The organism is Nocardia sp. Marseille-Q1738 (genome assembly GCF_965283145.1).
On record NZ_CBDIMS010000001.1, the window covers coordinates 1,367,267 to 1,387,208 of the forward strand.

Genomic DNA, 19,942 nt, shown 5'->3' on the forward strand with positions numbered 1-19,942 from the left:
TCGAGAAATTCGGCCATACTGTCCGCGTGGAACGGGTGCAAGATCCGGAAATCCGCGATTGGAACTTTCCGCGCGGCGTGGCCAGCGTGGCGCTGATGGTCGGCTACGCGGCCGAGCACGGCGTGGCCGCCGCACGCATGCTGCACGGCACGGGGCTGACCGAACCGCAACTCCGGGATCCGGACGCGCAGATCGACGCGCATACCGAATTGGCGGTGATCCGCAATCTGGTCCGCGCGCTCGCCGACCGGCCCGCCCTCGGCGTCGAGGTGGGCCGCCGCTATCGGATCACGACGTTCGGCATTTTCGGCTTCGCCTGCGTCAGCAGCCCGACGCTCGGTGAGGCGATCGACTTCGCGCTGCGCTATCTGGATCTCAGCTTCACCTTCTGCTTACCGGTGGCACAGTTTCGCGAGGACGAGTTCGTCGCCGTGGTGCACGACGAGTCGGTGCCCGCGGACGTGCGCCAGTTCCTCGTCGAACGCGACGTGACCGCGATGCATCAGGTGATGAGCGACCTGCTTGGCACCCGGCTTCCCCTGACCAGGGCCGAATTCCGTTTTCCCGCGCCGGATTACGCGGACCGGATCGCGGAGGTCACGGTGGTGCCGCCGCGATTCGGCATGCCGGACAACCTGTTCGCCATCGAACCGGTACTGCTGGAACAGCCGCTGCCCCAAGCCAACGAGCACACCTGGGCGATGTGCCTGGCGCAGTGCCGTGAGCTGGTGCACCGGCGCAGGGCCCGCACCGGTATCGCGGCCGAGGTGCGGGAGCGCTTGGTGCCGCGCGGTGGCGTGGACGGATTCGCCGCGCCGCCCGGCATCGACGCGGTGGCAAGCGACCTGAACATGAGCACGCGCACGCTGCGCCGCCACCTCGACGCCGCTGGCACCAGCTATCGCGCCCTGCTGGACGAAGTCCGCCGTGCCTTGGCCGAGGAAATGCTCACGGCCACACCGTTATCGGTGAGCGACGTCGCGATCCGGCTCGGCTACGCCGAAGCCTCGACATTCATCTTCGCGTTCAAGCGGTGGACCGGTAACACCCCCGCGGCCTATCGCCGCGAACGCGCCGCGCGACGTTAGCTCGCTTCGCCGCGGCCGCTCCGGCTGCCGGTGTAGGCCAGTTCGCGGATCTTGCCGACCGCTTTGGGGAACAGTTCCACCTCGGACGGGTGATTGAGCATCGGATCGAAATAGTCCGTCCGGTGTTCGGCCGATTCGGCATGCCGCAGCGTGATTTCGGCCAGTCGCAATTGTGGCCCGCTGAGACGACTCGCGGTGAGGGTGAAGCTCACCAGGTCCTCGTCGAGATGGGCGTTCATCGCCTCGAGCGACGCCGACGCGGGCTGAGCGCCGTCCGGCTCGGCGAAGAACCAGGTCGGTGCGGAATTACTGATCCGGTAGGGCATCAGACAGCCGTAGCGGGCGCTGGCCCAGCCGCGGGCGGGGGTGAACACCAGTCGGCCCAGCAGTCCGCGGCCGGTGGTGGCCAACGCGAAATCCCACGGCTCGTCATCGCGATCGAGCACCCGGAACGCGAATCCGAGCACATCGGGGAGGCCGCCCGGCATTCCCGCCCCCTTGGACAACCGCGCGATCACCGCACGCTCGCCGGCCCCGAAGAGCGGCTCGAACTCGGCCTCCGCATGCAATCGGCCGGACAGGTGCAGGCCGTTGGGATGGAACACCCGAGCGTGCCGGATACGTGCTCCGGTCGCGAACGCGCCTTTCACCATTGCGGCTGGTAGGTCGACCATGGCGGTGCCTCCGGGTAGACGTCCGTTGTGTCTCCCGATTGCCCCGGCACGAGCCGGGTAAACCGCACTCAGCCCGGTTGCACGCCGATCCGGCCGCCCATCGGAACCGTACGGAAATGCGTGGTCAGGCGGTAATCGTCATCGATGACGTGCAGCCCGACCGCCGGGTCCGGCGCGTAGTCCATGACGTGGTCGGGCAGGTCGAGTTCCCATTCGCCGGCCAGCACCGACGCGGTGCTCGGCGCCACCAGTAGCGGTCGCCCGGCGAACGTGGTTGTCGCGGAGGAGTGCGCGTGCCCGGTGAGCACGGCGACGATCCGCTCGTCGGCGGCGACCAAGTCGGCGAGCCGCTGCGGATCGGCGAGCGAGATCTCGTCGACGATCGGGCTGTGCAGACGCGCGGGCGGGTGGTGCAGCGCGAGCAGGATCGGCTTGCCCGCGGGCGCCGCCGCGAGTACGCCGCGCAACCAGCCGTAGGTCTCCTCGGAGAGTCGTCCACCCGCCTCGCCCGGGATGCTCGAATCGAGCAGGGCGATGGTGAGATCACCGATCCGGTGGACGCGGTTGATCGGGGCGCCGGAGGTTGGCTCGCCGAGCAGCGCGGTGCGGAAGCCCGCCCGGTCGTCGTGGTTGCCCGGGATGGCGTACAGCGGGATCTCGGTCTCGAACGCCAGCTTGGCCTCGGCGTATTGCTCGGGTTTTCCGGAATCGGTGATGTCGCCGGTCACCAGGATGGCATCGGGCCTGCGGCGCAGGCCGGCGAGGAAAGCCAGCACCCGCTGCACACGGTCGGCGTTCCGGGTGCCGAGATCGAAATGTGTGTCGCTGACCTGAGCCACCAGGATCATCGCCATTCGCTTTCGCTAGGGGTTCGCTGCGTTGCGTCAGAGTGTGCCCGGGTCGTGGCCTCGGCACTTCCTCAGGCTAGTTGACCTGCGTATTACCCGTCGTCATGACGCTCGCCACCCGCTGTTGAGTGCTCCTCGATTTGTGTCTGCGGTCACACTGCGGGCTTCGTTTCGTCTCCGTCTCGGGACTGCTCGGCTACCGCGTCGGACAAAGTGCGCAGGGCGCGCAGGAACACGCGCCGGTCCGCGGCGGGCAGTCGCTCGAGCAATCGGTCTTCTCGGGCCTGGATATCGCGCTGGGCGCGATCGCGGAGTGCCCGGCCCGCCTCGGTGAGCGATACCAGGTTCACTCGCCGGTCCGCCGGGTCCGGTTCGCGCGTGATGAGACCGCGCCGCTGCAACTCGTCGAGCACGCCGATGATGCGGGTCTTGTCCGCGCCGATCGCTTTGGCCAGTGCGGCCTGGGTGTAGACGGGCTCGGCGTCGAGGCCGAGCAGGACGGCATAGCCCCACATCGACAGCTCGTGCCGGTCCAGGACGGGCAACTCCGCGGCCATGAGCGCCCGCCCGAGCGGCACGATCATCGCGGCGAGATCGGGACGGGCGTTCGGCATGGGTCGACGATACTGCTTGGCAGATCGTATGCATCTGCTTACGATCTATATATGAGTATAGTTGATGCGGAGGAACTCCGCGACCGGCACGCCCGTGCCGTCGGCGTGAGCGTGGCTGCCGTCGCCCGCGTGCGCCCCGAGCAGCTCGGCAACGAAACACCCTGTGCGGGCTGGCATCTCCAGGACCTGCTGGAACACATGATCGCGCAGAACCACGGATTCGCCGCCGCCGCTCGGGGCGGCGACGATCCCGCGATCTGGACCGTCCGCCGTTCCGCCGATCCGGTCGCGGACTATCGCGCCTCGGCCGACGACGTGCTCGCCGCGTTCGCTGCCGACGACGTCTTCCGGCGCACGCTTCAGCTCCCGGAAATCCTGCCCGGCTACGGTTTTCCGGCGGCACGCGCGATCGGCTTCCACCTGGTGGACAGCGTCGTCCACGCCTGGGACGTCGCACGATCGATCGGCGACACCATCACTCTCGATGCCGACGTGGCCGAGGAGGCGCTGCGAGTTGCCCTCGCGGTCCCCGACGGCCCGGAACGCTCGGCGCCCGGCACCGCCTTCGCGCCGGGATTGGTTGTTCCGGAAGGAACTTCGGTATTGGATCGAACGCTGCTCGTCCTCGGTCGCGCACCGAACTGGCCGGACGCCGCAGCCTGAACCGGCCCAACGCGGGGCAGGTCAGGGCTCCCGCATTTCGGCCAGAGGGACCTTCCATGGCAGCTTTTCGACGCCGGGCTGCCACTGAGTGGTGTCGAGGGTCAGCACCGGCCAGTCGGGATGTTCCGCCACGGCCGCCGCGTGCGCGGTGGCCATGTCGCATGGGTCGCCGAGCCGGCCGTGCACGCGGGCCAGTGCGGTGATGTGGTCGGGGTCGGACAGACTATCGAGTGTCACCTGCTCGACATGGGGAGCGACAGCGCTCAGCGTCTCGCCTCGTCGTAAAGGCCAGCCTGCGACGCATGAGCACGTCGGCGGGCGCCGCCATCCTTGATTGCCGAGCGTCCAGGCGGCGATCGATGGGTGAGCCGCAATAGCTAGTGGATTGTGTGCAGCAGCTCGGCTGCTCGGTCGAGGATCGCCGCGTCGGCGGGTCCCTCCATCGGTCGCCAGAAGTCTGCGTCGGGGTCGGCGGCGAGCGTCAGTTCCGGTGGCGTCCGCCAGGAGGCCGTGAGGCCGAGACGCCAGGAGTGCAGATAGGTTCGCTGGTGCGTGCCGGACCGATCGAACAAGGGGTCGCCGACGATCGGATGTCCGGTCCAGGCCAGGTGGATCCGGATCTGATGGCGTCGGCCGGTGATCGGGCGCAGGGCGAGCACGGTGTGCGCCGGGCCGCGCAGCACCGTCGCGAAGTGGGTGAGCGACGGATAGTGCTTCGCGGGAAGCAGATCGGCGTCGTCGACGAACCACCGGCCCGCAGCGTGCTGGATGCGTTCCCGCGGCGCGGCGATCCGCACCCGGTTCTTGCGTCCCACGCTGAGCGGCAGGTCGATCACGCCGGTGTCGGGCAGTCCGGTCGCCGCGACCACCGCCAGGTACGCCTTGTCGGCGGTCTGCTTGTTGAACTGCCTGGTCAGCTCGCCGTGGGCGCCGAGTTCCTTCGCGAACAGGATCAGGCCGGAGGTCACCTTGTCGATCCGGTGCACCGGATACAGCGTCTCGCCCGCAGCGGCGGCGAGTTCGACGATGTCGGTGTCGTGCCGTTCACCGGTCACCGAGATCCCGGCTGGTTTGTGCAACGCCAGAATCGCGTCGTCCTCCTCGACCAGGGAACGCGTGCGCAGCTGTGACCAGTCCGTTTCCACCGGAAGAGCATAGGGGCGCAGGCGGGCGGACTCCGCCATCGGCCCTGAGCCGGTCCGACCGAAGGCGAGGCAGCCGCTTACCTGTCGTTCCTGCCGTTGCGGCGCAGCAAGTGCGGACGCAGTCGGTTGAAGCCGCGCACGCGCACGCTGCGCAGGTGCTTGATATTGAATTCCGGGTCGCCGTCCAGAGCGGTGGCGGCCCGGTCGTCGATCAGAATGGTGCCGGGACGCGCGACGCCGGTCAGCCGGGACGCGATATTCACCACCGAGCCGTACAGGTCGCCGAAGCGTTGCAGCACGGGGCCGTACGCGACGGCTACGCGCAGTTCCGGGGTGCCGCCGACCATCATGGTCGACTCCTGGATGGCCAAGGCGATGCTGGCGGCGTCGGCGGCGTTCTCGGTGGCGAACATGACTTCGTCGCCGACGTTCTTGATCACCCAGCCGCCGTTCTCGGTGATGGCGGCCGTGGTGGTGGACTCGAATGCCTCCAGAAGCATGGACAGCTCGTCGGGGTGCAGGTGCCTGGTCAGCCGGGTGTAGCCGACCATGTCGGCGAAACCGACGGCCAGTTCGCGGACCGATTCGCCCGCGGTCGTCTCCGGGTCCAGTGAGCGTGACAGCGCCGCGGCCAGATGCCGTCGCCACGCATACGTGTTCAATCGCTCCAGCGTGGCGATCGCGCCCTCGGTGGCGGTGCGCACCGTCTCGGCCGGGTCGGCGCCGGGGCCCGCCTCGGCGATGCGCTCTTCGATCTCCGCGAGCACCAGGTCGATCTGCCATTCCGCCAGGCGCGCCATGCCCTGACCGAGCGTGCGCGCGGTCGCGGCCTGCTGCCGTTTGTCCGCGGACGACAAGACGTTCAGCTGCTGGAAGTCGCGGACCGCCGCGATGTCGGCGTCGGCGTAGTCGACCTCTTCGTCGCCCATGCTCGACGGGAAGCCGAGCGCCATCCACAACCGCCGGGTCAGCGCCGTCGTCGTCCCGGACTGCTCGGCGACTTCGGTGCGGTTGTACCGGCGCGCTCCGTCGAGCAGATAGGACTCGACGACCGATTGCACCAAGTCGGACATCTCGGTGGGCACCATGATCCGTACCTTACGGGCACCGCGGCTCCGGACGGCCGACCTTGGGGGAGTTCACATATTCAGCGGCCCGACCTTGCGTCCTCGCCATGCCACATCTGCCAGGGCTCGGTCTTGCCGGTTGTCAGCGGATGGGTGTGCGGCCGCGGAAGGTCCGGCGGAGGTCATCGATCCACAGGTCGGGGATTTCCCAGGGGATGAAGTGCCCGCCGCGATCGTGCGCGGTGAGGTTGACGTGGTTGTACCAATCGGCGCGGTCGCCCGCGAGGAAGTGCTGGACCCGCTGTGCGGTGGTGACGCCGGGTGGGTTCTCGTAGCCGACGAAGGTGATGCCGGTGGGCGCCTCGATGGCTGGTGTCCGGTGGTGCGACGGCGTCCACGGGTAGCGGTTGTTGTTGGCGTAGGTGCGGATCGACGTACCGATGGAATTGGTGACCCAGAAGATCATCGCGTGGGTGAGCAGGTCGTCCTTGGGGAAAACGGACTCGATGTCGCCGCCGTTGTCGCTCCAGCTCGCCCAGCGCTGCAGGATCCAGGCGAGCATGCCGGCGGGCGAGTCGGACAATCCGTAGGAGAGGGTGCTCGGTTCGAGTACGTGCGCGGCGAGATGGACGGCGAAACGGCGTTCCAGTTCGATGATCCGGGCCCGGACGTCGGTGGGTAGCCCATCCGGAATCGGCCTGCCGCCGCTGATGTCCCAGCCTCGATCGCCATCGAACAGCGTCAGCTTCTGACCCGACCCGATATGGATGCCGTACAGCTCGTCGGCGTACTTGTGCCCGAGCTGGCCGGTGACCAGCGCGCCCACGTCACAGCCCGCCGCGGCGTACTTCGCATGGCCGAGCGTCTGGGTCATGAGGACATGCCAGAGGTCCGCGACCTTCCAGAAGTTCATGTCCGGGTTGGGCAGCGGCGCGGAGAAACCGAAACCGGGGAACGAGGGAACGATCACGTCGAACGCTTCGGCAGGATCGCCGCCGAACGCCCCAGGGTCGGCGAGGGGGTCGACAACCTTGGCCCAGTGCCAGAAGGTCCAGGGCCAGCCGTGGGTGAGGATCAGCGGTGTCGGGTGTGGTCCCACGCCCGGCTTGCGCATGAAATGCACCGGGACACCCTCGATCTCGACGAAGTAGTGCTCATAGGCGTTGATCGCGGCCTCTGCCGCACGCCAGTCGTAACCGGTGCGCCAGTGTTCGACCAGCTGTTGCAAATAGTCCCGAGACACACCGTAGGACCAGTCCTCGTTGCCGGCGTCGAGCGGCCAGCGGGTCGATTCGAGCCGGTGCCGCAGATCGGCGAGCACCTCGTCGGACACGTGAATGGGCTTGGGCTCCAGCGGAAACCGATGCGTTCGGACTTCACGCGAGGAAGCGGTCTCATGGCTCATCGGGCCAGTATGCTCCGTGTGCTCGCCGGGTCGAGTCGGTACACCGGCCGGTTGACTCCCAGCGAAGGCGGTTGCCCACGCTCAGCGGCAAAACTGATCACGGCTTGGGGGTGGGGGTCCAATAGCCGGATCGGTGGCCTCGAGCCGCTGCTCGCGCGGCCGTGCGGAGGCGGTGCAGCAGATCCGACGGGGCTGCCAGATCGTTCCAGGTCCAGCGGACCACCATCCAGCCGAGAGCGAGGAGTTCGTCGTCGCGCGTCTTCTTCGCGTCGACTATCTGTCCGGGGAAGCGGGGACCGCGTAAGGCGTGGGAATACTCGGCTTTTCCGTCGAACTCGCCGATCAGGCCGAGGTCGGGGAACAGGAAGCCGACGCGGCCGACGCAGACTTCGCTATCGGAGAAGACGCGTGCTTGTACCTCGGGCTCGGGGAAACCGCAGTGGTGCAGCAGGATTCTGCTGCGGGATTCGCCGACGCTTTCGCTGCGGCCATCCAGGAAGTCGAGCACGCGGGCAGCTCTGCGGCGGCCCGGCCGGTGCCGGGCCCGCCGCAGGTGTTCCCCCAGTTCGGCGGTGGTCGTCAGACCGCGGCGCAGCGCGGAATCGCCGAGGGCGACGGATTGCTCGAAGCCTTCCGATCGGGCGATATCGATGACGGTACGCGCCGGAGTGGTCACTCGGATGTCCTCGACGAAGGTGATCTCGTCGGGTTCGACCTGCGCGGAATGGACGACGATCCGCTTGCTCAGGCGGCCGCCGTTGATCCGGTTCCTGGTCAGGTGCACGCGGTCGAGCGAGATATCCCAGGTCGACATCCCGTGCAGCACCGCTGCGGAGCAGTGGCTGGTGATCGCGGAATCGGACGTGGTCTCCGCGGTCGCGAAAGTGAGCAGCAGATGGCGATCCGTCGTGCTGAGACCGGAGTCCGGCGAATTCAGATAGCGCCCGGCCCGCAGGCGATGCCACTGGCCGGTGTGGCACAGCCGCCGCAGTTGCTTGTCGGAGAGTCCGGACGCCAGCGCTTGCCGACGCGAGATCAGTTGCGGTGCTTCCATACCGACGATCGTGGCGGACCCGGGAGCGCGGAACACCCGGCCGACTACCGAATGTGCATAACATGCCCGCTGTGGATAACACTGCCTTCTCGGCGGGACCTCAGCCCATGTGAGTCATGCCTGCCGCGACCACTTGGGCGATGTTGAGCACTTCGTCGGCGGTGGGTAGCGGCACGCCGTCGAGCGCGTGCAGCCGGTCGGTGCTGGCGAGGGCGAACATCGCCGAGACCCACGCCGCGGCGCATGCGCGCAGGGTGCCGGGACGGACCGGGACCGGCGCACTCGCTTGGAGCACCTTGGCGGTGACGTCCAGCATTTGGTCGCGCAGGCGGCGCAGCTGGCGTCGCACGTCGGGATGGGTGTCGGCCTCTCGCCACATGATCACCCGCAGCACCGACGAGTGATGGTCGCGCAGGTTGAGGGCGGTATCGAGGTTGACCAGGCTCGTCGCCGGATCACCCGGCGCGACCACGGTGCCGATGTCGTCGATCGGGTGCGCGGGCACTCGCTCGGACATCAGCGCGGAGAGAATCGAATCCTTGGTCGGGAAGTAGTAGAAGACGAGCCCTTTGGGAACGCCGGCCGCGGCGGCGATGGACGCCGTCGCGGTCGCGTCGAATCCCTGTGCCGCGAAGAGCTTTTCCGCGGCATCGAGGATGAGCTGCCGGGCGTCGCCATCGACTTTCGCGCTACGGCGACGTCCGGCGCGCCGGGATTTCGGCATCTGCATCAGTGATGCGGAGCCACGCCGTGCAGACGATCCGACACCGTCGGCAGTGCCGCCACCGCGACCACCGCCGTCACTACTCCGACTACCCATGCGGTCCAGGATGCGGCCCGGTACTCGGTGAAGTCCATGACCCAGGGGGAAATGAACAGCAGTACGGCGCACAGGCCCATCACATAGTCCGCCGCCGCCATCTCGGGACGAGCCATTTGGGCGAGGCCGGTGAGGGCGATGAGCGCGCCGAGCACGATCAGTGACCACATGGCGTTGGTGTTCGTGTCCACCCAGATGGGTGACAGAGCGGTGAAGACCCCGAGCACGACAGCCAGGAAATCTTGCGCGCGGCTCTCGGTGAACATTGTGTGCCTCCTCGGGCTGTGGATTGTGTCCTAGTTCTCGGTATAGTCCTGATTGACCGGCCGATCAATATCTGGATGACTACGATTTCGCGGCTGTGCGTGGCAGGGGTGGGACGTGACAGTCCTCACAGAATGGACGACCAAGCAAAGGTTAGGGTTAGCTGCGTGTCACCGCCGGTCCACCGAATCGGCGGTCCGGGTTCCAATGGAGGGATGGCCGCATGACCGCGCCGATCGTGATCGTCGGAGCCGGCCTCGCCGGCCTGCGCACCGCGGAGGAACTGCGCCGCGCGGGCTACGACGGTGAGCTGGTACTCGTCGGGGATGAGGCGCGACTGCCGTACGATCGCCCGCCGCTGTCCAAGCAGTTCGTGCGCGGCGAAACCGACGACACCACGTTGCGGCCGAGCGAGTTCTACGCCGAGAATCGCATCGATGTGCGTCTGAGCACCGAAGCGGTCGGCGTCGATACCGATGCCAGGCGCGTTCGCCTCGCCGACGGCAGCACGCTGGACTACGACCAGCTGATCATCGCCACCGGCCTGCGCCCGCGCCGCCTGCCCGGCCTGCCGGATCTACGGGGCGTGCACGTGCTGCGCGGTCACTCCGACGCGGTCGCCCTTCGCACCGACCTGGCTGACGCCGCGACGGCGCTGGTGATCGGCGCGGGGTTCATCGGCTGCGAACTGGCGGCGAGCTTCCGTGCGAACGGCGCCGGGGTCGTCTTGGTCGAACCGCAGGCGACGCCGCTGGCCTCGGTGCTCGGCCCACAGGTGGGCGAACTGATCGCGCGGATGCACCGCGAGGAAGGGGTCGACCTGCGCTGCGGCACCGGCCTGGACACCCTCCACGGCGATGACGCGGGCAGGGTCCGTGGTGCGCGGCTGTCCGATGGCTCGGAGATCGCGATCGACCTCGTCGCGATCGGAGTCGGCTCGCGGCCGGTGACCGAATGGTTGAGCGACTCCGGGATCGCCCTCGCCGAGCCGGCAGCCGGTGGCGGGGTGCTCGCCGACGAGGTCGGACGCACCTCGGTGACGGGAGTCTGGGCGGTCGGGGACGTCGCGGCCTGGCTGCACGAGACCGGATCGCGCAAACGGGTCGAGCATTGGACCAACGCGGGCGAACAGGCCAAACTGCTCGCCTGCGCGTTGCTCGGGGCCGCGCCGCCCACCGCGGCCCGCGTGCCGTACTTCTGGAGCGACCAGTACGACGTCAAGATCCAGGCCCTCGGCACCCCGAACGCCACCGACGACGTGCACATCGTCTCCGACGACGGCCGGAAATTCCTCGCCTACTACTCCCAGGCGGGCACTCTCACCGGCGTGGTCGGCGCGGGCATGACCGCCCAGGTGATGAAGGCCCGCGCCAAGATCGCCGCGGGCGCCCCCATGACGGAACTGCTCACCCCGAGCTGAGGCCCTCGCTCGAGGCCGCGATCGTCGCGCGGCGGTACGGGCTCGCAATTCCTGATTTCGCGAGCACATGGGTAACTCACCGGGAACGCCCAAAACCCGAGCGGACCCAACGCAGGACCTGAACGCAAATCTCCGTCACCCGACTAGTACGGCCTGAAGACTCGGAGAGGCGGGGGGAGAATACGCGGAGAGGCGGGACAGTAATACGGTGGTCCGGTGATCGTCGCGCTCATCGACTCGGGTCTAGGGTTGCTGCCCACCTCCGCTTGGTTGCGTAAGTTGCGGCCGGATGTGGATCTTCTCCTGCAATTGGACCCGCATGGCGCGCCGTGGGGGCCGAAGCCGGAGGAGTGGGTGGTCGAGCGCGTGGTGGACGCCGCGCGGACTTCCCTTCGATCGGGTGCGGAGGTGATCGTCCTGCCGTGCAACACCGCCAGCGTCACGGCGCTGGAGCATGTCCGCGCGGAAGTCGGGCCCGGCGTTCCGGTGATCGGCACCGTGCCCGCGATCAAGCCCGCGGCCGCCGTGTGCAGCTCGGTAGCGGTCTGGGCCACCGCCGCCACCACGGCGAGCCGGTATCAGGCCGATCTGATCGCGAAGTTCGGCGGCGATGCCGAGGTGGTCGGCGTCGCGTGTCATGGGCTGGCGGACGCGATCGATCGCGGCGACTTGGCGGCGGCCGGCGAGGCGATCGCCAGCGCCGCCGCGCAGACTCCCGAGGGCGTGCAGGGCGTGGTGCTCGGCTGTACGCACTATCCGCTGGTGACCGATGCGATCATGGCCGCGCTACCGGACGGTGTGCGCCTCTTCGACAGCGCGCAAGCCGTTGCCGCGCAGACCGTTCGGCGCATCGAAGCGCTTGGTCGCACGAGCACCGGGAACGGCGAGGTCCGGGTACTGAACAGCGGCAGGCCGGGTGCCCTGCCCGCCAGCGCGGCGGCTTTCGAGTCGGGCCGCATTCTGGGCGCGCAGGGGTGAACGCGCAGGCGCTCGGGAGCTGATCCGGCTGAGGCAGGTCGGAACGGAGGGTTGTCCGATGACTGAGGTGGCAAGCGCGGCGGATGTGCAGGCGGCTCTGCGGGCGATCGCGAACCCGGCCGACGCGGTGCACTTGCAGCGGTTCTTCAAGACCGGGCCGGGTGAGTACGGCGAGGGTGACGTGTTCATCGGCGTCCGCGTGCCGGCGAGCCGAGGTGTCGCGAAACGCTTCGCGGAGCTTCCGCTCGACGAGATCGACCGGCTGCTCGACAGCGCGGTGCACGAAGATCGCTTCGCCGGGCTGGTCATCCTGAACGCGCGATTCGCCGCCGCGTCCAAGCCGCGCACCTTCGACGACGCCGCTCGCGCCGCCATGGTGGAGCTGTACCTGGCGGCGGTACGCCGGGGCCGGGTGAACAACTGGGATCTCGTCGACGTGTCGGCCGAGAACATCGTCGGCCCGTGGTTGCTGGACAAACCCCGCGATCTGCTCTTCCAACTGGCACAGGCTGATTCGCTGTGGGAGCGGCGGGTCGCCGTGCTGTCCACGTTCGCGTTCATCAAGGCGGGCGACGCGTCGACCACATTCGCCTTGAGTGAACTATTGCTCGATGACCGGCGTGACCTGATCCAGAAGGCGCTGGGCTGGATGCTGCGCGAAATCGGCAAGCGCATCGACCGAGCGCTACTGATCGGCTTCCTCGACCAGCACGCCACGGCCATGGGGCGTACCGCGTTGAGCTACGCGATCGAGCATTTGCCGCCCGAACTCCGCGCCGAGTACCGCACTCGATGATTCAGCCGCGCAAGCGGCCGATGCCGATCGGTTCCGGAGCCGGACTCAGAACTGGATCTTCAGGTGATCGGTCACGGGATGCGCCTGGCAACCGAGAATGTAGCCGTTGTCGATGTCTTCGGGATCGAGGATTTCGGCGTTGTCCATTTCGACCTTGCCCTCCAGCACCGTGCACGCGCACGATCCGCATTCGCCTTCCTGGCAGGAATACGGCACGTCCAAGCCCTTGGCCAGCATGATGTCCACCAGCGTCTGCTTGCGCGGCCAGGTCAGCTCGTGTACTTCACCGTCGAGTTCCACCTCGACGGTCGCCGCGTCGGCGGCCTCCTCGTCGGACACCTCGACCGGCGCCTGGTCGGCGAACGGGTCTCCAGCGAGGGAGTTGAACACCTCGGCGTGCGTGCGCGAGCGCGGCACGCCCAGTTGCGCGAGAGCGTCGTGCACCCGGTCCATGAACGGCTTCGGCCCGCACATGAACGCGTCGTAGCCCCGATACGGCGCGACGAGGGTGGCCAGCGCGTCGGCCGTCGGCAACCCCTGCAGGTACTCCAGCCAGTGGATCACGGTGAGCCGCTGCGGGTGTTTGTCGGCCAGCTCGCGCAGCTCACCGGCGAAGATCACCGATTCGTGGTCGCGGTTGGCGTAGACCAGCACGATCCGGCCGGTGCCGCGTGCCAGCGCGGACTTCAGGATGGACATCACCGGTGTGATGCCGCTGCCCGCGCCGAACAGCAGCAGATCGTCGTCCAGATCCTTGGGCGTGAAAACGCCCGAGGGTGGCAGTACTTCGATCGGGTCGCCCGCTTTCACGTTGTCGCACACCCAGTTCGACCCGTAGCCGCCCTCGGTCCGCTTGACGGTGACCTTCGGGCGGTCGTCGGTGTAGGGCGAGCTGGCCAGTGAATAGCACCGGGCCACCGAGCCGGTCCGGTCGCTGGGGATGCGCAGCGTGAGGAACTGCCCCGGTTGGTAGCGGAACTTCTCGGCCAGTTCGTCGGGGACGTCGAAGACCAGCGAGCAGGTGTCGGCCGTTTCGGCGATCACCGCGGACACCCGCAGCACGACCGAGCGCGAGCCGTGCGGAATCTCGACAGTGGTCATGTCGTCCTCTCGAAAACCAAAACTAGAACGTGTTCCAGTTTCATCGTACGTCGGGCGTCGCCTGCCGGACAAGCTGGGCTTCCAGACCGGCGATCAGCACGTCCATGCCGAAGTCGTATGAGTACCGCCCGCGCAGGTCGCCGATGTGCCGGGTGGCCCGCTCCACGACGGGGGGCAGGGTGACGTCGGCCGGTGCGGACCGGTCCCGCGGGTTCACCCGGCTGCGGCCGAAGAGATAGGTGTGGATGGTCGCGTAGGCGGCGAGCACGTTGCGGTCGTCGAATCCCGCTTCGGCCAGGATGTCCATGATCGCGGCGATCAGGTCCAGCTGTTTGCCGAGCATCTGCTCGATCAGGATGTCGCCGAGACCGGGATGCTTGCGCAGCTTTTCGTCGATCTGGTCGACGAGGTCGCGCAGCCGGTGCTGCCACGGACCGGCTGCGGCTGGTGGCGTGCGGACTCCGGTGAGTGCCGCGCTGGCGACGAGGTCGAGCAGCTCGCGTTTGTCGGCCACGTAGTAGTACGGCGCCATGGGCGAGACGCCGAGTTCGCGGGACAGTCGCCGCATCGACAGTTTTTCCACGCCGTCCTGGCGGACCACCCGCAGTGCGGCCTCGACGATCTCGGACTCCGACAGTGTGCTGCCGCCCCCGTTCGCCTGCATTCGTCCGACTCCCATGCCACCTCTACCACCGCGGGGCGTATGTCGCCCGTCACATTCTGTTCAGCTGCTTGCCACCCGAAGTCTAAAGCGCCGCGTCCCGGCCCCGGTCGCCGCGCGTTCGACTCGGCGCGCATCCGGAAGGGCCGGTCGTCCGGACCGGCGACGGGCGGAATTCATCCGGTCGCCCTCCGGAGGAGGGGAACATGTTCCATTTTGTCAGCTGTGCGTGGGCGTGGGCGCAGGGTCGGTGCCTGAACCAGAGCGCGACGCGCCCGGCCGGTTTCACGCCGGAACGCCGACCCGGGCGGGCTTGCGACGAGAGTCCGCTGGCGTGCTGCCATGCAATTTGCTGAGAGGGTGCTAATGACCCGAGTTCGGCGGTGGCGCGGTCCGCGACCGGGCAATAGCCACTCTGTTGCCGGATGCTGGGAAAGTCGCGTGGGCGAATTGTCGGCATCGGGTCCGGCGCGCCAGGTGCCCGACCCCGGGCCGGTAGCGCCCGGAATTCCGCCGATTTTTCCGCACTGTTGATGTCCGCGCGCGAATCTCCGCCTAGCATGCCAGGAATGCGCCATGATCGCCTGCCCGATGGATTCGGGGTGCGGATCGATCCTCGGGTACGCGCATACTCCGGAGGGCGGGTACTGATCGGCGGTTCGCCGGCCCGGTTGCTGCGGCTTGCCCCGGAGGCCGCCGAGATGATCGGCGACGGGTACCTCGAGGTGAACGGCCCGAAGTCCGCCGTCGTTGCCAGACGGCTGCTCGACTCCGGAGTGGCCAATCCGCGTCCCCGCCTGCTGCCGTCGCCGGAGGACGTCACCATCATCGTGCCGCTGCACAACAACGCCGAGGGGCTGGCGCGGCTGCTCGCCGCACTGCGCGGGCACAACGTCATCGTGGTGGACGATGGTTCGGACCAGCCGGTCCGCATTCCGCGCAATCGCGGAACCCGTTGCCGGGTCACGGTGCTACGGCACGACCGCCGGCAGGGCCCGGCAGCCGCGCGCAACGCCGGTTTGCGGGCGGCGACCACCGACTTCGTCGCGTTTCTCGATTCCGACGTGGTGCCGCGCAGCGGATGGCTGGAGGTGATGCTCGGCCACTTCAGCGACCCGGGGGTGGCGCTGGTCGCGCCGCGGATCGTCGCGCTCGACCCGGAGTCCAACGCGCTGGCGCGTTATGAGCACACCCGCTCCTCCCTCGATCTCGGCAGGCGGGAGGCGGCCGTGCACTCACGCGGGCTGGTGTCCTACGTACCGAGCGCGGCGCTGCTGGTGCGCCGCAGGGCGCTGCTGGCCCAGGGCGGCTTCGACGAGTCGATGCACGTCGCCGAGGACGTCGACCTGTGCTGGCGGCTGGAACGGGCGGGCTGGCGGCTGCGCTACGAGCCCGCGGCGCACGTGGCGCACGACCACCGGGTCTGCTTCCGCGCCTGGTTCGGCCGGAAGCTGTTCTACGGCACCGGCGCCGCGCCGCTGGGCGAGCGACACGCCGGGATGGTCGCACCGCTCTCGGTGCCGTCCTGGACGCTGCTGGCCGCGTTCCTGTTCGCCACGCTGACCAAGTGGGGACTGCTCAGCGGGATCGTCACCCTGATCACCGCGCTGGCCCGCCTGCGCCGGGTCTTCGCCGAGCTGGACAACCCGACCCGCGTCGCCGCGATCTATCTGGCGCGTGGCTTCTTCGCCGGACTCTGGCGGCTCGCCTCGGCCATGTGCAGGCACTACTGGCCGATCACGCTGCTGGCGATGCTCGTCTCGCGGCGGATTCGGCGTATCGCCGTCACGATGGCCGTCGCGGACGGCCTGGCCGACTGGTTCACCCATCGCGACGCGGGCGGACTCGATCCGGTGCGATACGTGGCCTACAAGCGGCTCGACGACATCGCCTACGGCACCGGCCTGTGGCTCGGCGCTTTCCACGCACGCAGCCTGGAAGCGCTGAAACCCACGACGCCTCGCTGATTGAACCCGATCGTGTCCGCCCCGTCGCCCGCGCCGCCGCACCGCGCCCAGCTGAGCCCGCTCTCGAGGCCGCGATCGTCACGCGGTGGTTCCCGATCGGGAACAGGCTCACCCGACTCGTGCGGGCAGTCAGAGGGGAATCGCCGACAACCCCTGCGAGGAGCACGCTGTGGTCCAGTCGGCGAACGCGCCGCGAGGCATACGTGGCCTTTGGTGCTGCTCGGCTTTCCGAGCAAAATATGGACTCGCAATTATTAATCTCGTGAGTACATGGGTAACTCACCGGGAACGCCCAGAACTCTAGTGGCACCCCAGCGCAGGACCTGAACGCGAATCTCGCGTCACCCGACTAGTACGGCCTTAAGACCCGGAGAGGCGGAGGAGCGAGGCGGAACAGCATGGTCGACACACTTATCGTCGGGGGTGGTACCGCTGGGAGTGTCCTGGCGGAGCGGCTGAGCGCGGACCCGGCGCATACGGTGCGGGTGCTGGAGGCGGGGCAGTTGTGGGACGACCCCGCCGCGGTTCCCGTCGAATTGCTCGACGCGACCGCGATGCCACTGCGTCCAGGGGCGGAGTGGTTGTGGCACTACGAAGTGGTTCTCGCCGACGATCCGCCGGTGCCCGCGACCATCGTGCGCGGCAAGGTGATCGGCGGCTCGGGGGCGATCAACGGCGGGTATTTCGTCCGGGCCACGACGGCGGACTTCGACGCCTGGAGCCGGTCGCTCGGCGGCTCGTCCACCTGGTCGTTCGACGCCGTGCTGCCGGTGTTCTGCCGCACCGAGCGTGACCTGGATTTCGGCGATCGCCCGTGGCACGGCGACCGCGGTCCGGTTCCGCTGCACCGCACCAAGCATCCGGCCCCGGTCAGCGCGGCGTTCACCGCGGCGTGCCTGGACGCCGGATTCGGCGAGGTGCCCGATCTCAACGCGCCGGACTGCGGTGACGGCGTCGGCGTGGTGCCGTGCAACTGTGACCGGGGCAGGCGGACCGGCACGGCGCTCGGCTACCTGTTGCCCGCGTTGTCGCGCCCGAACCTGAGCGTCGCGCCACGCACGTATGCCACCTGCATTCGCTTCGATGGTTCGAGGGCGATCGGAGTGGATTGCGTGCGCGAGGGCAAGGCTCATACCGAGTGGGCCGACCGCGTCGTACTCAGCGCCGGTGCGATCGAGTCGGCCGTGCTGCTGTTGCGGTCCGGTATCGGCGATCCGGAAGAGCTTCGCGCACTGGGTATTCCGGTGGTGCACGCCGCCGCCGTCGGCGCCGGGTTCACCGACCATCCCGAGATCGGCATCTCCTATCAACTCGACCTGGCCGGGCGGCAGACCGTTCCGCTGGAGTCCGTGCTGGATGTCGGCGATATCGAGATCCGGCCGTACGCGGTGTCTTTCACACCGGGCGTGCGCAGGCTCGGCGTCGCGCTGATGCGCCCGCGATCCTGCGGCGTACTCCGGCTGCGCTCGGCCTATCCCGCCGACGCGCCGCTGATCGACTACCACTACCTCGCCGAGGAAGCCGATCGCGCCCGCCTGCGCGACGCGGTGTCGACCGCCGCCGACTTGCTGCGCCGAATGAACGCGCGTCCTGTCGATCCCATTCCGGCGCGCGCGAATCTCGACCTCTGGCTCCGCGCGAATCTGGCCACGTCGCAACATTTATCCGGGACCTGTCCGATGGGTCGCGAGGACGACGCGGCGGCCGTGGTGGACGAGATGTGCCGAGTGCGCGGCGTGACGGGATTGTCCATTGCCGACCTCTCCGTCGTGCCAGTGCCGCTGGGCCGTGGCCCACAGGCCACAGTGGTGATGCTCGCGGAAAAGGCGGCCGCGCACCTCGCCTCGTAGTGCGGATCATCGGGTCACCGTCGGCATGGCCCGCGCCCGGCTGTGACCTGACGGACAAAGCTGGCCATTCGCCCGCTACTCGCCGGTACAGTTTGGGGCGGAAAGAAAAGGCAAATGGTCAGCAACATGGCGGGTGGGCGGCCACCATGGCACGGCATCGAGCCGGACGCCCCACTCGGTGCGCTCGAGGTCTATGCCGAGCAGGCGCACGGATACCTCTGGGCGGGCGGCGATCAGCTCGGGAAGCTCGCCGGTTTGCTGCGCCCTGCCGTGCTGGAATCGTGGCTGCGCAGCCTGCGCGGTGGGGTCGACCCGATGGACGCGCTCGATGACCGCGGTCTGCGCGGCGCCGATCTGCGGCGCTACCTCCAGGCCCATCCGATCGCCGCGCTGATGCCACTGATCGACAAATTGCTCGTGAATGACACGGCCGCAACGGGCTTGATGGTCGTCGTCGCCGACCAGTTCGGCCGCGTGCTCTCGGTACAGGGCAATGACGAGCGGGTGGCGGCCGCGGCGGAGATCGGCCTGCGTGCGGGCGACGACCTGAGCGAGCGCCGCATCGGAACGAACGCGATCGGCCTGGTGGTGCGCACCGGGCGCGCCGCGTGGATCCACGGACCCGAGCATTTCCTGTACCGGATGCGTCGGATCACCGGTGCCGCGGCGCCGGTGCACGATCCGGACGGCAGGCTGGTCGGCGTGCTGATGATCGCAGGCGGTGTCCGCGTGGCCAAGCCGGAAATCCTCGCGCTGGTCAAAGCCACCGCCACCGCCGCGGAGATGGACCTGTTGCTCACCGCGATGCGGTCCGGGCAGCGCGACGCGGCCCGGCGCGACACGGGGCGGCCGCAACCCGCCGCTCGGCTCGGCCTCGACGTGCTCGGCCTCGGGCAGCCCCAGCTGAGCATCGCCGACCGGCGAGTTCCGTTGTCGCAGCGGCAGGCCGAGATCCTGCTGCTGCTCGCCGAACATCCGGAGGGGCTCGGCGCCGACCATCTCGCGCTGCTGCTCGACGACTCCGATCTGGACAACGGCACCATCCGCGCGGCCATGTCGCGGTTGCGCGCGGTGGTGGGTCCGGCCGTCTTCGGATCGCGGCCCTACCGTTTGCATGTTCCGGTCGCCACCGATGTGGAAGCGCTCCGCGCCGCGCTCGACTCCGGTGATGTCGATTCGGCTTTACGACTTCACGCCGGGCCCGTGCTACCGCGCTCGACCGCGCCGGGCATCATCGACATTCGCGACGAGCTCCGGGTGCGATTGCGCATCGCGGTGTTGAAGTCCGGCGATCCGGGGGTGCTGCGACGGTGGACGTCCGGCGCGGAAGGCCGGGACGACGCCGCGGCTTGGACGGCCTACCGCGCGACAGCCGATCCAGAGACACCGCTCTATGCGCAGATCGAGGCCAAGATCCGAGTCCTGGATCGCCGGATGGGCGCCGATGCAACGCTGATGCAACGTTTCGGCGCTTAATCTGCTCAGCCAGGGGTGCGGCAGGACGGCGCTGGGGCGAGAATGTGACCG

The 19,942-nt window shown here is 68.4% G+C and carries 20 protein-coding genes; 8 read left to right on the forward strand and 12 right to left on the reverse strand.

What is annotated here, in order from left to right; all coding sequences use genetic code 11:
• Positions 1 to 26: 26 nt before the first annotated feature.
• Positions 27 to 1,088, forward strand: a complete 1,062-nt coding sequence (locus ACWPXK_RS06270) for an AraC family transcriptional regulator (protein ID WP_454195017.1) — start codon at positions 27 to 29, stop codon at positions 1,086 to 1,088.
• Here the strand turns inward: ACWPXK_RS06270 and ACWPXK_RS06275 are convergent.
• The 3 genes from ACWPXK_RS06275 to ACWPXK_RS06285 all read right to left on the reverse strand — a co-directional run bounded on the left by ACWPXK_RS06275 (position 1,085) and on the right by ACWPXK_RS06285 (position 3,224).
• On the reverse strand, positions 1,085 to 1,762 hold the full coding sequence (locus tag ACWPXK_RS06275) for a phosphodiesterase (protein WP_454195018.1): 678 nt from the start codon (positions 1,760 to 1,762) through the stop codon (positions 1,085 to 1,087). The genes ACWPXK_RS06270 and ACWPXK_RS06275 overlap by 4 nt on opposite strands.
• A 68-nt stretch (positions 1,763 to 1,830) precedes the next feature.
• Complete coding sequence (locus tag ACWPXK_RS06280) at positions 1,831 to 2,616, reverse strand: metallophosphoesterase (RefSeq protein ID WP_454195019.1); 786 nt, start codon at positions 2,614 to 2,616, stop codon at positions 1,831 to 1,833.
• Between the two features lie 146 nt (positions 2,617 to 2,762).
• Positions 2,763 to 3,224 carry a MarR family winged helix-turn-helix transcriptional regulator gene (locus tag ACWPXK_RS06285; protein ID WP_454195020.1) on the reverse strand — a complete coding sequence of 154 codons (462 nt, stop codon included), beginning with the start codon at positions 3,222 to 3,224 and terminating at the stop codon, positions 2,763 to 2,765.
• Positions 3,225 to 3,275: 51 nt separating this feature from the next.
• Between ACWPXK_RS06285 and ACWPXK_RS06290 the strand changes: the two genes are divergently transcribed.
• Positions 3,276 to 3,887, forward strand: coding sequence for a TIGR03086 family metal-binding protein (locus ACWPXK_RS06290; RefSeq protein ID WP_454195021.1), 612 nt, complete (start codon positions 3,276 to 3,278; stop codon positions 3,885 to 3,887).
• Between the two features lie 21 nt (positions 3,888 to 3,908).
• Here ACWPXK_RS06290 and ACWPXK_RS06295 read toward each other — a convergent pair whose 3' ends face one another.
• The 7 genes from ACWPXK_RS06295 to ACWPXK_RS06325 form a co-directional block, all read right to left on the reverse strand.
• Positions 3,909 to 4,124, reverse strand: a complete 216-nt coding sequence (locus ACWPXK_RS06295) for a hypothetical protein (RefSeq protein ID WP_454195022.1) — start codon at positions 4,122 to 4,124, stop codon at positions 3,909 to 3,911.
• 140 nt (positions 4,125 to 4,264) lie between these two features.
• Positions 4,265 to 5,032 (reverse strand): RluA family pseudouridine synthase, encoded by a 768-nt coding sequence (locus ACWPXK_RS06300; protein WP_454195023.1) that lies wholly within the window; start codon positions 5,030 to 5,032, stop codon positions 4,265 to 4,267.
• Positions 5,033 to 5,109: 77 nt separating this feature from the next.
• Positions 5,110 to 6,120, reverse strand: a complete 1,011-nt coding sequence (locus ACWPXK_RS06305; protein ID WP_454195024.1) for an adenylate/guanylate cyclase domain-containing protein — start codon at positions 6,118 to 6,120, stop codon at positions 5,110 to 5,112.
• Positions 6,121 to 6,241: 121 nt separating this feature from the next.
• A complete protein-coding gene (locus ACWPXK_RS06310) occupies positions 6,242 to 7,504 on the reverse strand; it encodes an epoxide hydrolase family protein (RefSeq protein WP_454195025.1) in 1,263 nt (420 codons plus the stop codon).
• Positions 7,505 to 7,601: 97 nt separating this feature from the next.
• A complete protein-coding gene (locus tag ACWPXK_RS06315) occupies positions 7,602 to 8,558 on the reverse strand; it encodes a type IV toxin-antitoxin system AbiEi family antitoxin domain-containing protein (RefSeq protein WP_454195026.1) in 957 nt (318 codons plus the stop codon).
• 100 nt (positions 8,559 to 8,658) lie between these two features.
• Complete coding sequence (locus ACWPXK_RS06320) at positions 8,659 to 9,282, reverse strand: TetR/AcrR family transcriptional regulator (RefSeq protein WP_454195027.1); 624 nt, start codon at positions 9,280 to 9,282, stop codon at positions 8,659 to 8,661.
• A 5-nt stretch (positions 9,283 to 9,287) separates the two neighbouring features.
• Entirely contained in the window at positions 9,288 to 9,644 is a 357-nt protein-coding gene (locus ACWPXK_RS06325) for an SPW repeat domain-containing protein (RefSeq protein WP_454195028.1), read from the reverse strand.
• A 221-nt stretch (positions 9,645 to 9,865) separates the two neighbouring features.
• Here ACWPXK_RS06325 and ACWPXK_RS06330 point away from each other — a divergent pair, with 221 nt between their 5' ends.
• The 3 genes from ACWPXK_RS06330 to ACWPXK_RS06340 all read left to right on the forward strand — a co-directional run bounded on the left by ACWPXK_RS06330 (position 9,866) and on the right by ACWPXK_RS06340 (position 12,836).
• Positions 9,866 to 11,062: an NAD(P)/FAD-dependent oxidoreductase gene (locus ACWPXK_RS06330; protein WP_454195029.1), complete on the forward strand. Its 1,197-nt coding sequence runs from the start codon at positions 9,866 to 9,868 to the stop codon at positions 11,060 to 11,062.
• Between the two features lie 216 nt (positions 11,063 to 11,278).
• A complete protein-coding gene (locus ACWPXK_RS06335; protein WP_454195030.1) occupies positions 11,279 to 12,040 on the forward strand; it encodes a glutamate racemase in 762 nt (253 codons plus the stop codon).
• A 58-nt stretch (positions 12,041 to 12,098) separates the two neighbouring features.
• Complete coding sequence (locus ACWPXK_RS06340) at positions 12,099 to 12,836, forward strand: DNA alkylation repair protein (RefSeq protein WP_454195031.1); 738 nt, start codon at positions 12,099 to 12,101, stop codon at positions 12,834 to 12,836.
• Between the two features lie 45 nt (positions 12,837 to 12,881).
• Here the strand turns inward: ACWPXK_RS06340 and ACWPXK_RS06345 are convergent, their stop codons facing one another.
• On the reverse strand, positions 12,882 to 13,937 hold the full coding sequence (locus ACWPXK_RS06345; RefSeq protein ID WP_454195032.1) for a 2Fe-2S iron-sulfur cluster-binding protein: 1,056 nt from the start codon (positions 13,935 to 13,937) through the stop codon (positions 12,882 to 12,884).
• 40 nt (positions 13,938 to 13,977) lie between these two features.
• Complete coding sequence (gene mftR2 / locus ACWPXK_RS06350) at positions 13,978 to 14,616, reverse strand: mycofactocin system transcriptional regulator MftR2 (RefSeq protein ID WP_454195033.1); 639 nt, start codon at positions 14,614 to 14,616, stop codon at positions 13,978 to 13,980.
• A gap of 551 nt (positions 14,617 to 15,167) precedes the next feature.
• On the opposite strand from mftR2, the gene mftF reads away from it, so the two are divergent.
• From mftF to ACWPXK_RS06365, 3 genes are all read left to right on the forward strand, one after another.
• The gene (gene mftF, locus ACWPXK_RS06355; protein WP_454195034.1) at positions 15,168 to 16,565 is read left to right on the forward strand and encodes a mycofactocin biosynthesis glycosyltransferase MftF; all 1,398 of its coding nucleotides are present in this window, start codon (positions 15,168 to 15,170) and stop codon (positions 16,563 to 16,565) included.
• 398 nt (positions 16,566 to 16,963) lie between these two features.
• Complete coding sequence (mftG, locus tag ACWPXK_RS06360; RefSeq protein WP_454195035.1) at positions 16,964 to 18,415, forward strand: mycofactocin dehydrogenase MftG; 1,452 nt, start codon at positions 16,964 to 16,966, stop codon at positions 18,413 to 18,415.
• A 114-nt stretch (positions 18,416 to 18,529) separates the two neighbouring features.
• On the forward strand, positions 18,530 to 19,891 hold the full coding sequence (locus tag ACWPXK_RS06365) for a GAF domain-containing protein (RefSeq protein ID WP_454195036.1): 1,362 nt from the start codon (positions 18,530 to 18,532) through the stop codon (positions 19,889 to 19,891).
• Positions 19,892 to 19,942: the final 51 nt, after the last annotated feature.

Excerpts from the sequence above, each read along its gene's own strand:
- ACWPXK_RS06330 (WP_454195029.1), top strand. The coding sequence starts at position 9,866 with ATGACCGCGCCGATCGTGATCGTCGGAGCCGGCCTCGCCGGCCTGCGC.
- ACWPXK_RS06275 (WP_454195018.1), bottom strand. The coding sequence starts at position 1,762 with ATGGTCGACCTACCAGCCGCAATGGTGAAAGGCGCGTTCGCGACCGGA.
- mftF (WP_454195034.1), top strand. The coding sequence starts at position 15,168 with ATGCGCCATGATCGCCTGCCCGATGGATTCGGGGTGCGGATCGATCCT.
- mftR2 (WP_454195033.1), bottom strand. The coding sequence starts at position 14,616 with ATGGGAGTCGGACGAATGCAGGCGAACGGGGGCGGCAGCACACTGTCG.
- ACWPXK_RS06345 (WP_454195032.1), bottom strand. The coding sequence starts at position 13,937 with ATGACCACTGTCGAGATTCCGCACGGCTCGCGCTCGGTCGTGCTGCGG.
- mftG (WP_454195035.1), top strand. The coding sequence starts at position 16,964 with ATGGTCGACACACTTATCGTCGGGGGTGGTACCGCTGGGAGTGTCCTG.
- ACWPXK_RS06320 (WP_454195027.1), bottom strand. The coding sequence starts at position 9,282 with ATGCCGAAATCCCGGCGCGCCGGACGTCGCCGTAGCGCGAAAGTCGAT.
- ACWPXK_RS06285 (WP_454195020.1), bottom strand. The coding sequence starts at position 3,224 with ATGCCGAACGCCCGTCCCGATCTCGCCGCGATGATCGTGCCGCTCGGG.
- ACWPXK_RS06315 (WP_454195026.1), bottom strand. The coding sequence starts at position 8,558 with ATGGAAGCACCGCAACTGATCTCGCGTCGGCAAGCGCTGGCGTCCGGA.
- ACWPXK_RS06365 (WP_454195036.1), top strand. The coding sequence starts at position 18,530 with ATGGTCAGCAACATGGCGGGTGGGCGGCCACCATGGCACGGCATCGAG.
- ACWPXK_RS06305 (WP_454195024.1), bottom strand. The coding sequence starts at position 6,120 with ATGGTGCCCACCGAGATGTCCGACTTGGTGCAATCGGTCGTCGAGTCC.
- ACWPXK_RS06280 (WP_454195019.1), bottom strand. The coding sequence starts at position 2,616 with ATGGCGATGATCCTGGTGGCTCAGGTCAGCGACACACATTTCGATCTC.
- ACWPXK_RS06290 (WP_454195021.1), top strand. The coding sequence starts at position 3,276 with ATGAGTATAGTTGATGCGGAGGAACTCCGCGACCGGCACGCCCGTGCC.
- ACWPXK_RS06340 (WP_454195031.1), top strand. The coding sequence starts at position 12,099 with ATGACTGAGGTGGCAAGCGCGGCGGATGTGCAGGCGGCTCTGCGGGCG.
- ACWPXK_RS06310 (WP_454195025.1), bottom strand. The coding sequence starts at position 7,504 with ATGAGCCATGAGACCGCTTCCTCGCGTGAAGTCCGAACGCATCGGTTT.
- ACWPXK_RS06325 (WP_454195028.1), bottom strand. The coding sequence starts at position 9,644 with ATGTTCACCGAGAGCCGCGCGCAAGATTTCCTGGCTGTCGTGCTCGGG.